The sequence below is a fragment of the Saccharothrix algeriensis genome, assembly GCF_016907655.1.
GTDB classification, from domain to species: Bacteria; Actinomycetota; Actinomycetes; order Mycobacteriales; family Pseudonocardiaceae; genus Actinosynnema; species Actinosynnema algeriense.
In genome coordinates this window covers 6,273,820-6,285,445 of sequence record NZ_JAFBCL010000001.1, presented here as the reverse complement: position 1 = coordinate 6,285,445, position 11,626 = coordinate 6,273,820, and the positions used below count along the sequence as shown (strand labels likewise).

The window sequence follows — 11,626 nt, the reverse complement described above, 5'->3', positions numbered from 1 at the left end:
CCGTGAGGGACCCGCGGCGAGCGCTGGCCGCCGAGGCGCGGTCCGGGAACGGCGTGGTCGAACTGGGCCCCGGCGCGTGGTTGGTGACCGAACCCGTTGCCACGGAACGGCTGCTGGCCGACGAGCACGCGCTGACCGCCAGGGCGGAGCAGGGCGCGGCGACGGCCTGGGGCACGGGCGGCCTGGAGCGGTGGACGGCGGCGCGGCAGGCCATGCGACCGGAGCTGACCGGGTCCGCCGTCGCCCGGTTCGCCCCGGTGATCGCCGCGCACGCGCGGCGCGCCGCGACCGGGTGGGCGTCGGCGGAGGGCTTCGACGTGGTCGCCGAAGCGGCTCGCCTGATGTCGGCGGTCAACACCCACTGCCTGCTGGACGGGCCGGCCCCGCTGCTCGCCCGCCTCGTCGGTGCGGAGTTGTCGGCCGCGGAACGCGCGTGGTCGCCGCTGCGCCGGCGTCGGCTGCTGCGCGCCCAGTCGGCCACCCTCACCGCCGTCCGCGAGCACCTGCACGCCCGCGCGCCCCGCTCCGGACCCGTCGCGGCGCTGGCCGGTGCGGGGCTCGACGACCGGACCACCGCGCTGGCGGTGCGCACGATGCTGCTGTCGAGCCACCACGTCCCGGCCGCGGCCCTGGCGTGGGCGCTGCACGAGCTGTCGCTGCGCCCCGACGTCCAGGCGCGGGTGCGCGCCGAGGCCGGCGCGCGCCCCGACCCCGCCGACCTGCCGCTGTGCCGGGCCGTCGTCCGCGAGGCGCTGCGCCTGCACCCGCCGGTCTGGCAGCTGCGGCGCGTGCTGGACGCGCCCGTCCTCGGCTTCCCGGCCGGTGCGGATCTGCTGTTCAGCCCCTGGGTCAACCACCGCGACCCGGCCGCCCACCCGGACCCCGACCGGTTCGACCCGTGGCGTCGCCGCCCCGCCTCCCCCGGTTCCTACCTGCCCTTCGCCCTGGGGCCCCGCTTCTGCCCCGGCTCGCGGTTGGCCACCGCCGAACTCGTCGTCGTGCTGGCCACCGTGCTCAGGACCCACCGCGTCGTGCCGCGGCGCGCCCCCGCGCCGGCGCGGGGAGTCCTGAACGCGCCGCGCGGGCTGCGGCTCGCCCTGGTCCCGGACGGGCCGCAGCGCTGAAAAAACCGGTGCGGGCAACGGCTTTCCCGCGCGCCGGGCCCCGTCCGCGCCGGGTTCAGCCGCGGCCGACCCGGGCCAGGAACGGGCTCCTGCCGTCGGTCCAGCCGAGGAACCTCCTGCCCGCGCCACCGGCCACCGCGCCGGTCGGCGTGAACCGGCCACCGCCGAGCACGTGCAGCAGCCCCTCGACCGCGGGTTCGAGCCGGGTACCGCGCGCCTGCTCGTGCAGCCGCCGCGCGTGCGACCGCTGCACGGCCGGCTCGCAGAAGCTGAGCAGGAACAGCGCCTGCCGCCACGCGCAGGCGGCGTCCTTGACCTGGATCAGCGCCGCGTGCCGGTGGTCCACGCGCTGGGCCAGCCGGCGCACGACCCAGGTCAGCGCGCGCCACGCCGCGTCCGGCGCGCCCTCGCGCAGCCGATCGGTCAGGTCCAGGGCGTCGACCAGCACGGCGAGGTTGTGGGTGGTCAGGACCTGGCTCTGCTCCAGCACCATGCCGTTGGCCGCGACGCCGCCGCCGGTGACGCCCGCCCGCTCCCGGCACAGCGCCGTGAAGTCCGCGGCGGTGCGCCTGCCCCAGCGCAGGACCGTGCGCTGCGGCGCGGACCAGTCCGCCGGCAGGTCGTAGTAGGCCGCGTAGAGCGTGCCCGCCAGCAGGCGGCTCGCCACCGCGGCGGCCTCGCGCCACTTGGCGGTGAAGGCGCCCGTGAAGATGTCCGCGGCCACCTCCTCCACCAGCGGCAGCGCCAGGTCCGCCTGCTCCGCCAGCGCCCTCAGCTCGGTGACCAACCGGTTGGGCAGCAGGGCGTGCGGGAACGCGTCGAGCGCCAGCGCCGCGGTCTGCCGCAGCGCGCGGCGCGCGGCCACCGCGCCGCCCGGACCGGCCGACCGGCACGGCGCGAGCGCCCGCACCCACGGCAGCTCGTCGAAGCGCACCTGGTGCTCGAGGTTGAGCAGCAGCAGGCCGCGGCGGCGCCGGAACGCCGTGTAGGTCTGCTCGTGCAGCCCCGCCACGGCCGGGTCGTCGAACGCCGCGCCGAGCAGCCGCGAGGTGAGCTGCGGCAGCACCAGCGCCAGCACCTCCCCCGAGGTGATCACGCCCAGGCGCACCAGCTCGTCCGGGGGCGCCTCCAGCGACCGCGCCGCCTTGCGCACCAAGTGGTGCGGCATCGCCGCGCCCGCGGGGACCTCGGTGGTCGTCTCGGCCGGCGACACCGCGGCGGTCGCGACGTCCAGCGCCGGCAGGCCGCCGTCCGCCGGGTACCGGTCCAGCCGGTCCGCCAGCACGCCGGCGAGCGCGGCGCTGGTCGGGCCCGCGACCGCGCTCACCCCGGCGGCGTGCCACGCGGCGCGGCGCGGCGACCCCGGAGCGCCCCGGCGGCTCACCGTGTTCGCGATGGCGCGGCGGATCCGGCCGACGTCCCGCGCGGTGAGGGCGGCGCTGCCGTCCCGGCAGGACTCCAGCGCGCACCGCAGCCGGGCGAAGTTGTGCTTGGGGTCGGTCTGCCGCCGGGAGGGCGCGTGGGCGCGGCAGGCGTCGGCGTAGTCGGTGAGCCACCGCGCCCGGGAGGCCGCCCAGTCGGCGGGCCACGTCCGGCACGGCCAACCGCCGCGCACGGCCCCGTCCGCGTCCAGGTGCGGCAGCTCCCCCTCGACCGTGCGGCACCACAGCGCGACCAGCCGGTCGTACAGCGGGTCCCAGACGGTCAGCGCGTCGCGCATCCGGACGACCGGCTCGGGCACGTCGACGGCGCGCAGCGAGGCGGCGGCCCGCCCCACCGGGACGACGCGGACGGCCGAGCCCGCGGGCCGGGCGGCCGGTTCGGGGCGCGGCGTCAGCCGCAGCCGGTGCAGCAGGGGCCGCAGCTCGGCCACCAGGTCCAGCGCCTGCTCCGCGAAACCCCTCTCCAGCAGCAGGGCCACGACCGGCAGCGCCGCGTCCTCCGGCAGCTCGACCCGGTAGCGCCCGCCGCGCACGGCGTCGCACAGCTCGGCCAGGCCCGCGTCGCCGAGGTGGAAGAGGTTGAGCCGCTCCCGGTCGTTGCGGCCGGGCACGTCGTCGGGGAGGGCGGCGACGCGCCGCGCCTCGGCCGCCGACAGCGGCGCCTCGGCCAGGCACCGGCCGGTCGCGAAACCGCCGTCCGCGACCTCCGGCGTCACCCACGCCGGGACGCCCTCGACCGGCGTGCGGGAGCCGATGGCCAGCGTGCCGTCGGCCATCCCGCCGAGGACCTCCTGCCAGCGCCGCGCCTTCGCCAGCGCCCGCTCGCGGTCGGCCTCGGACCCCGCGGCCGACGCCGCGGCCACGGCCCTCGCCAGCCGGCCGGTCGCGTAGCCGGGCGAGGCGGTGCGGCGCTCTTCGGGCACGGCGGACTCCACGGGTGGTCAGACATGGAGGCGGGAATCGAACCCGCGCCCTCCCCGTCCGGAGCGGGGCGATCTACCACTGATCTACTCCATGGTGCGCGCCGATCATAGGCGCCCCGCGCCCCGGTCGCTCCCGATTTACCCGACTCGCGCGCCGGGCGCCCGGCGGCGGGTCGCGGGCATCCGGCCCGACCCGCGCACCCGGAGCCGGGAACCGGGATCCGGCCGGCGCCTCCCGACAGCAAGTCCCGACAGCGAGTCCCGACAGCAAGTCCCGACAGCGGATCCCGGCAGCGGCGACGTCCGCGGTGACGACGCCGGACGCCCGCGGCCACCGCCCGGCGCCGGCCTCCACGCCGGTCCGGGCGGTGGCCGGGTGCGGGAGGCGAGGGCACCGCGCCGCTCGGCCGGATGTCCGCTCAGGGCGGAAACGGGCAGGGCGGGAACGGGCAGGGCGGAAACGGGCAGGGCGGAAACGGGCAGGGCGGGGCCGTCCACAACCGACTGGCGGACCGCGGTCCCCGTGGCGGGACCGGTCCTGGTGGTGCGCGACCGGCGCCGCTCTTTAAAATGCACCGGGCGCGGCGGTCGGTGCGGCCCGAGTGGGCGGCCGTCGCCGTGGAGCGGGTGCGTTGCCGCGGTGGCCCGCAGTCGCGTTCGTCGTCGGTGTCCGTCGTGCAGCCCGGGGGTCAGGTCGTGCGGTTCGCGCTCCTGGGGCCGTTGCGGGTGGAGCGCGACGGCGTCGAGGTACCGGTCGGCGGTCCGCGGCAGCGCGACCTGCTGGCGCTGCTGCTGTTGCGGCCCAACAGGTTCCTGTCCGCGGACTGGCTGGTCGACGCCCTGTGGGACGGTCGCCCGCCCGCCAGCGCCGCCGTGACGCTGCGGACCCACGTGGCGGGCTTGCGGCGCGTCCTGGAACCCGGCCGGGGGCACCGGGCGCCCGCCGGGCTGCTGCGCGGCCGGCCCGGCGGCTACGAGCTGGCCGTGCCGCCGGAGGCCGTGGACGCCGTCCGCTTCACCACCCTCGCCGAGGACGCGGCGGCGGCCCTCGCGGTCGGTGACGCCCCGCTGGCCGAACACCGCTACCGGGCCGCGCTGGGCCTGTGGCGGGGCGAGGTCGCGGTCCGGCTCGCCGCCGTCCGCGCCGACGTGGCCGGCCTGGACGAGGCGCGGCTGGTCGCGCAGGAGGGGCTGCTCACCGCGTCCGTGGCGCTCGGCAGGCACCACGAGGTCCTTCCCGACCTGCGGCGCTTCGTGACCGAGCACCCCGGGCGCGAGCCCGCGCGCGGGCAGCTGATGCTGGCCCTCTACCGCGCCGGGCGGCAGGCCGAGGCGCTGGCGGTCTACGACGAGGGGCGGCGCGTCCTGCTGGAGGAGCACGGCGTGACGCCCGCGGAAGCGCTGCGCGCCCTGCACCGGCGCATCCTGGCCCAGGACGTGCCGGAGGCCGCCCCGCCGGGGGCCATCGCCCTGCCGGTCCCCGCCGCCCCGCCGGGGAGGACCCCGCCACCGGGGAGCACCGCCCCACCGGGCACCGCGGTCCCACCGGGAAGCACCGCCCCACCGGGAGCGGCCGCACCGGCAACGACCTCACCGACAGCTGCCGCACCGGCTGCGACCTCGCCGACAGCCGCCGCACCAGGGAGCACCACCGCGCCAGGGAGCACCGCCGCACCGAGGAGCACCGTCCCACCAGGGAGCACCACCGCACCGGAGGTCGCCGCACCGCCCGGCCACGCGGACCCGCGCGCCACCGCGCACGGCGGTGTGCGGCTGGTGGGCCGCGAGCGCGAACTCGCGCTGCTCGACGAGGTGCTGGCAGCCGCCCGGGACCTGGGCGGGCGGTTCGTGGCGGTGGTCGGCGAGGCGGGCATCGGGAAGACCAGCCTGGCCCGCGCCGTCGGCGCGCGCGCCGCGGCGGCCGGCACACCGGTCGTGTGGGCGCGGTGCCCGGACATCGGGCAGATGCCGCCGTTCTGGCTGTGGACGCAGGTGGTGCGCGCGCTGTCGCCGGGCGCCGCGGAGCCCGCGCTGGCCGGTTTCACCGGTCCGCTCGCCGCCGACCGCGCCGACCGCCTCGACCCGGCCGCCCGCTTCCGCGCCTACGACGCCGTGGCCGCCCTGGTCCACACCGCCGCCGCCCCCGCCGGGCTGGTGCTGGTCCTGGACGACCTGCACGCCGCGGACCCCGACTCGCTGCTGCTCCTGCGCTACCTGGCGCCCGCCCTGCCCGCGTCCCGGGCGCTGGTGGTCGCGACGCTGCGCCCCTACGAGCACGACCCGGACCTGGTGGCCGCGCTCGCCGACGTGGCCCGCTCCCCCGGCCACCGCCGCCTGCACCCCGCCGGGCTCGGCCCGGACGCGGTGGCCGAGCTGGTGCGCGAGCACACCGGCGCGGCCCCGTCGGCCGCCGCGGTGGACCGGCTGGTCACCCGCACCGGCGGCAACCCGTTCTTCCTCACCGAGCTGCTGACCTCGCCGGACGACCCGCCGCCGGGCGTGCGCGACACCGTCCGCCGCCGCCTGCACGCCCTCGACGAGGCCACCCGCGACTGCCTGGACCTGCTCAGCGTCGCGGGCCGGGACCTGGACATCGCGGTCGTGGGCGTCCCCTCCCCCGCCGCCGACCACCTGGTCACCGAGACCGCGCCGGGCGTCGTCGGGTTCCGGCACCCGCTGTTCGCCGAGGCGACCTACGCCGACCTGTCCCCGACCCGGCGCGCCGCCCTGCACGCCCGCCTGGCCGACACCGCCCGCGACCTGCTCACGCCGGCCGAGCTGGCCCACCACTACGGCCGGGCGCGCGACCGCCGCGCCGACCACCTGCGCTGGACGCTGGAGGCCGCCGAGGACGCCACCCGCCGCTTGGCCCTCACCGACGCCCTGGCCCACCTCGACCGCGCCGCGGCCCTGCTCACCGACCCGGCCGAGCAGCTGGCGGTGCACCTGCGCCGCACGTCGCTGCTGCAGATCACCGTCGGCATCGGCAGCGACGCGGTGGCCGAGGCCGCCGCCCGCGCCCACCACCTGCTGACCCGCCCGGACCCGCCGCGCGCCCGCGCCGCGGACCTGGGCACCGCCCTGTGGACGCTGGGGGAACTGGCCTGCAACCGCGCCGAGTTCCCGCGGGCCGCCGGGATCGCCCAGCGGCTGCTCGCGCTCGACGGCGGCGGCCTGACCAGGACCGCCGCCCACTACCTGCTGGGCGTCACCGCCTACTTCGGCGGCCGGCTCGCCGCCGCCGACGACCACCTCACCGCCGCGCTGGACCACCTCGACGAGGACCTGCTGCGCGGTCAGACCGGCCGCACGCCGACCCTGGCCGTGCACGAGTTCCGCGCCCTGGCGCGGTCGCTGCGCGGCCTGGACGCCCGCCCGGACCTGGCCGCCGCGCGCGCCTTGGCCGAGCGCACCGGCGACCCGTACGGCCGCGGCAACGCGGAGCTGTTCACCGGCTGGGCGGCGTTGCAGGAGCACGACGCGACCGCGGCCGCGGAAGCCGCCCGCGCGTGCCGCCGCATCGGCGCCGAGGGCCACATGGCGCACTTCGTCACGACCGGCGACTTCTTCGCCGAGTGGGCGGCGGTGCGCCGGGGCGACGCGTCCCGGCTGGCGGCCCTGCGCGCCGCCGCCGACGGCATCTACCGCCTGGGCCTGCGCTCGACCCGCACGATCACGACCGCCGCCGTCGCCGACGCCCACCTCGCCGCCGGGCGCCGCGAGGAGGCCGTCGTGCTCGCCGACGAGGGCCTGGCCGCCGCGCGGGCGGTCGGCGAGCACGTCCTGACCGCCGAGCTGCACCGGATCCGGGGCCTGGCCGGGCGCGACGCGCGCGCCCTGGCGGACGGCCGCGCGACCGCCGAGGCGCAGGGCGCCCGCCTGCTGCTGGCCCGCTTCCCCCGGGCCGCGCCCCGCAAGCGGATCCCGGGGTGCGCCGAGCCCGCCGCCCGCCACGAGGCCACCGCCCGCGACGAGTGGTCATGAGCCCGGGGCCGGTCATGCCGTGCGGGGAATGGTGAACCGCAGCTCCGCTCGCTCCCAGGTGACCTTCGGCGGCGACGGGGCGACCGTCCCCACGCGTCGTGCCCCCAGGCGCCGGTAGAACTGCTCCGCCGGGGGGTGGGAGACCACGCGCACCCCGGTGAGGCCGAGCCTGCCTGCCTCACCGATCATGTGCTCGATCAGGAGCCGGCCGATGCCCAGCCCCTGCGCTTCGTCCGCCACGAAGGCCAGGTCCAGCTCGGGTGGCTCCACCACCAGGGCGTAGAAGCCCAGCACCGCGCCGGCCGCGTCGACGGCCGCGAAGACCCGGTGCCCGGCGATGTAGTCGGCCGTGACCTCGTACCCGGAGATGATCGAGGCGTAGTGCCCCCGGTAGGCGCGGGACCGCTGCACCAACGAGGTGAGACGTGCCGCGTCCGAGGTGTCGGCGCGCCGGATGGTCGTGGACCGCACCCGTCGGAGTGTAGGGGTGCCGGTCACAGCGCAAGGTCACAGCGCACGATCACAGCGCACGATCACAGCGCACGATCACAGCGCACGATCGGCGCGGCCTGTGCGGCGCCCCGACCGACGACTTGCCCGCGCAGGTCCGCGCGGGCAAGTCGGTGTCGGCGGTCCTGCGCGAGGCGGGGCCGCCCGCCGGTCAGCACCCGGGGATGTCGCGGCAGTTGTCCGGGTCGTTGTCCGTGAAGTACACCTGGCTCAAGGTGACCTGCGTGGTCAGGTTCTCCCGGTTGATGGCGCCGCCGCCACCGCGGTTCCCGTCGCTGCCGTCGGGGATGTCCGGAGCGGGGGACAGACCGCCCCGACCACCGGCCCCGGTGGCGTTGCGCACGAAGTAGTTGAGCGAGAGGTCCACGGGACCCCGCCTCGCGACGTACAGGCCGCCGCCGTTGCCGCCCCTGCCGCCGGAGCCGGCGTGGCCGTCCCGGAGGTCCGGGACGCCCAGGCCCCCGTCCCCGCCGTTGCCGCCGTTGCCGGTCACGTTGTCGGTGTAGCTGACCTGGGTGGCGGTGACCCCCTTGGGGAAGTAGCCGCTGCGCAGGACGAGCCCGCCGCCGTTGCCGCCTACTCCGCCCGAGGCGCCGCTGCCGGCCTTCCCCCCGGTGCACCGCCGTTGCCGCCGCGCGCGCCGTCGCCGCCGTTGCCGGTCCGGTTGCCCGCCATCTCGAAGCCGAACAGGGTGACCGCCTGCTCGTCGCCATCAGGGGGACTGATCGACAGGGCGCCGCCCGAACCACCGGCACCGCCCGTAGCCCGTCCGCGGCCACCGCGTTCGCCCCCGCCCTTGCCCCCCGGTTCCCCCGCGCCGCCGTTGCCGCCGTCGCCGGCGCGGCCGGCCGGGCCGCCGTCGCCGGTGGTGTTCCCCGTCGCCGAACCGCCCTGGATGTTCACCTCGCTGTCGCTCAGGGCGATCCCGCCGCCGGAACCGCCAGGACCGCCCGACACGGGCCTGGCGCCATCGCCGCCGGGTCCGTTGGCGTTGTCGCCGCCGCGACCGGACGCGCCGCCCGGCCCACCCGCCCCGGTCCGGTTGCCCTCGACCGAGGAGTGCAGCAGCTCGAACACCCCGGCGTGGTTCGCGATCGCGCCACCGTCACCACCCCAGCCGCCCTCGCCACCGGGCCCGCCGCGAAGCTGCTCCGCGTCGGCGGCATTGTCCTTCCCGCGGAGCCCGTCGGCGCCCCAGCCACCCCGACCGGTGCTGTTGCCCGCCAACACCGACTTCGAGATCCGCAGCGCGATGCCGTCACTGAAGATCGCACCACCGTGACCACCCCCGCCGCCCTGGGCGGTGTCGAGGTTCCCGTCCGCGCCGATCACGCCGACGGCGCCGTCACCCGTGCGGTTGCCCGACAACGTGCTGCGACCGATCACCAACTCACCGGAGCTGTGCACGGCGCCACCGTCACCACCGGAACCACCCGGCGCCAGACCGTCACGGGTATGCCCACCGGTGATCACCAGACCCTCGATACCCAACCGCCCACCCACCGCCACCCGGAAGAACCGGAACCGCGGCGCGGCCGGATGCCGCGAGATCACCGTCCCCGCACCCACCAACTCCACATCCCCCGTGACGACCGGGAACCCGTTGTCCCCGATCGCCCGATCCACCCGATACGTGCACCCACCCGCCAACGACAACCGAACCCGCTTTCCCGCCGCGTTGGCATCCCCGACCGCCTTCACCAGACTCGGCGTGTCACACGGAACCTGCCTCGCGACCGCAACAGCCGGCGGCACGACCACCACACCCACACCCAACACCAGGACCCCGACCACCGAAACATTCCCGCGCATCAGCACCCCTCTCGCTCACCAGTACCCCCACCATCGACCACCCGGCAAACGGTTGGCGATCCACGGAACGGCCGAACCCCGTTGCACCACAACAGAATTCGACTCCACTCGGAACACTCTCGGCGTTCTGCGGCGGGCACTGCCGACCCCCGTGGCGAAGTCCACCCCGGATGTCCGCGACCGCGCCTCCACCGGCGCCTCCACACGACCTCCACAGCCCTGCGCTGCGATGACCGCCGTCAGCCACAGCGGAGGGAGATCCCATGTACGAGGCCGTCGTCATCGGCTGCGGGCCGGTCGGCGCGCTCACCGCCAACCTGCTGGGCGCGCGCGGCGTGCGCACCCTCGTGGTCGAGCGCAGCGCCGAGCCGCACGGGCAGCCGCGCGCGTTCTCCTGCGACGACGAGGCGCTGCGCGTCTACCAGCAGGCGGGCCTGCGCGCGCAGGTCGAGCGCGACACCTACCCGCCCCGCCGGGCCGAGTACGTCAACGCCAGGGGCCGGGTGTTCGCCGAGATCGCGCTCGACGAGGTCGACTTCGGCCTCGGCGCGAAACCCCTGCACTTCTTCGACCAGCCCCGGCTGGAGGCGACGCTGAGACGGGGGCTGGCCCGGTTCCCGCACGTCACCCTGCGCACCGGGGCGGAGCTGACCGGCCTGACCCGGCACGACGGCCACGTGACCGCCACCCTGCGCCAGGACGGGCGGGAGACCGAGGTCGACACCCGGTACCTGCTGGGCGCGGACGGCGCCCGCAGCACCACCCGCGTGGCCGCCGGCATCGGGCTCACCGGCACGTCGAACGCCGAGCCGTGGCTCGCGGTCTCCGGCGTCGTCGAACCGGGGGCGACCCGCGTGGCCGCCACCCGGTTCGTCTGCGACTGGCGGCGGCCCGCGTTCGTGTCACCGGGCGCGTTCGGCACCCACCGGCTGGAGTTCATGCTGCTCGACGGCGAGGACCCGGCGGCGATGACCGGCGCGGGCGCGATCCGCGAGCTGGTCGCGCCCTACGTGGACCCGGACCGGTTCGAGGTGACCCGCGCCGTCGTCTACACCTTCCACCACCTGGTCGCGGACCGCTGGCGGGACGGCCGGGTGTTCCTGCTCGGCGACGCCGCGCACCAGATGCCGCCGTTCCTGGGGCAGGGCCTGTGCAGCGGCCTGCGGGACGCGGCGAACCTGACGTGGCGGATCGCGCAGGTGCTGCGCGGCGACGCCGACGACGCGCTGCTCGACGGCTACGAGGCCGAGCGCCGCCCGCACACCGAGGCGATGGCGCGGACCAGCCTGCGCCTGGGCCGGGTGTTCCTGGTGCGCAGCAGGGCCGGGGCCGCCGTCCGCGACGCCGTGCTGCGCGCCGCGCAGGCCGTGCCGCGGGTCCGCCGCGCGATCCGGCACTTCGAGTTCAAGCCCCGGCCCGCGCTGCCGGACCGCCGGGGCGCGGTCGGCACGATGTTCCCGCAGCCCGACGTCGCCGTCGGCGGCAGGCGGGTCCCGCTGGACGACGTGCTGGGCGCCGAGTTCGCGGTGGTCGGCCCCGGTGTGGGCGCGGCGACCGCGCTGGGCTGGCGGGGCCCGGTGGCCCGGTTCGTGCGCGTCGTGCCGCCCGGCTCGGCCGCGCCGGGCGACATCACGGCGGTCGAGGACGTGGACGGCGTGCTCACCGCGTGGTTCGCCCGGCACGGCACGGACGTGGCGGTGCTGCGCCCGGACCGGTTCGTGCACGCCACCGGGGTGGACCTGCCCGGCGGGGCCGGGGAGGGCGGTGCGCGGGCCGATCGAGGCGAATAGCCCCTCGGGCCGCTCGGAGCGGGCGATCGGGCGGTGGGCCG

General features: G+C 77.5%; 7 protein-coding genes and 1 tRNA gene. 3 read left to right on the top strand and 5 right to left on the bottom strand.

What is annotated here, in order from left to right; all coding sequences use genetic code 11:
- Nucleotides 1-2: 2 nt before the first annotated feature.
- Nucleotides 3-1,124, top strand: a complete 1,122-nt coding sequence (locus tag JOE68_RS31520) for a cytochrome P450 (protein WP_204845428.1) — start codon at nt 3-5, stop codon at nt 1,122-1,124.
- 55 nt (nt 1,125-1,179) lie between these two features.
- Here JOE68_RS31520 and JOE68_RS32040 read toward each other — a convergent pair whose 3' ends face one another.
- Nucleotides 1,180-3,489, bottom strand: a complete 2,310-nt coding sequence (locus tag JOE68_RS32040; protein ID WP_204845427.1) for a hypothetical protein — start codon at nt 3,487-3,489, stop codon at nt 1,180-1,182.
- 22 nt (nt 3,490-3,511) lie between these two features.
- Nucleotides 3,512-3,583, bottom strand: a tRNA-Arg gene (locus JOE68_RS28320).
- A 602-nt stretch (nt 3,584-4,185) separates the two neighbouring features.
- Between JOE68_RS28320 and JOE68_RS32035 the strand changes: the two genes are divergently transcribed.
- On the top strand, nt 4,186-7,473 hold the full coding sequence (locus tag JOE68_RS32035) for an ATP-binding protein (RefSeq protein ID WP_307819951.1): 3,288 nt from the start codon (nt 4,186-4,188) through the stop codon (nt 7,471-7,473).
- 12 nt (nt 7,474-7,485) lie between these two features.
- Here JOE68_RS32035 and JOE68_RS28305 read toward each other — a convergent pair whose 3' ends face one another.
- The 3 genes from JOE68_RS28305 to JOE68_RS32030 all read right to left on the bottom strand — a co-directional run bounded on the left by JOE68_RS28305 (nt 7,486) and on the right by JOE68_RS32030 (nt 9,795).
- Entirely contained in the window at nt 7,486-7,944 is a 459-nt protein-coding gene (locus JOE68_RS28305; protein ID WP_204845426.1) for a GNAT family N-acetyltransferase, read from the bottom strand.
- A 190-nt stretch (nt 7,945-8,134) separates the two neighbouring features.
- On the bottom strand, nt 8,135-8,476 hold the full coding sequence (locus JOE68_RS28300; protein ID WP_204845425.1) for a hypothetical protein: 342 nt from the start codon (nt 8,474-8,476) through the stop codon (nt 8,135-8,137).
- Nucleotides 8,477-8,559: 83 nt separating this feature from the next.
- Complete coding sequence (locus JOE68_RS32030; protein ID WP_275584750.1) at nt 8,560-9,795, bottom strand: hypothetical protein; 1,236 nt, start codon at nt 9,793-9,795, stop codon at nt 8,560-8,562.
- A gap of 263 nt (nt 9,796-10,058) precedes the next feature.
- On the opposite strand from JOE68_RS32030, the gene JOE68_RS28290 reads away from it, so the two are divergent.
- On the top strand, nt 10,059-11,585 hold the full coding sequence (locus JOE68_RS28290; protein ID WP_204845424.1) for a bifunctional 3-(3-hydroxy-phenyl)propionate/3-hydroxycinnamic acid hydroxylase: 1,527 nt from the start codon (nt 10,059-10,061) through the stop codon (nt 11,583-11,585).
- Nucleotides 11,586-11,626: the final 41 nt, after the last annotated feature.

Coding starts and splice junctions, on each gene's coding strand:
- JOE68_RS32030 (WP_275584750.1), bottom strand. CDS start 9,795: ATGCGCGGGAATGTTTCGGTGGTCGGGGTCCTGGTGTTGGGTGTGGGT.
- JOE68_RS28290 (WP_204845424.1), top strand. CDS start 10,059: ATGTACGAGGCCGTCGTCATCGGCTGCGGGCCGGTCGGCGCGCTCACC.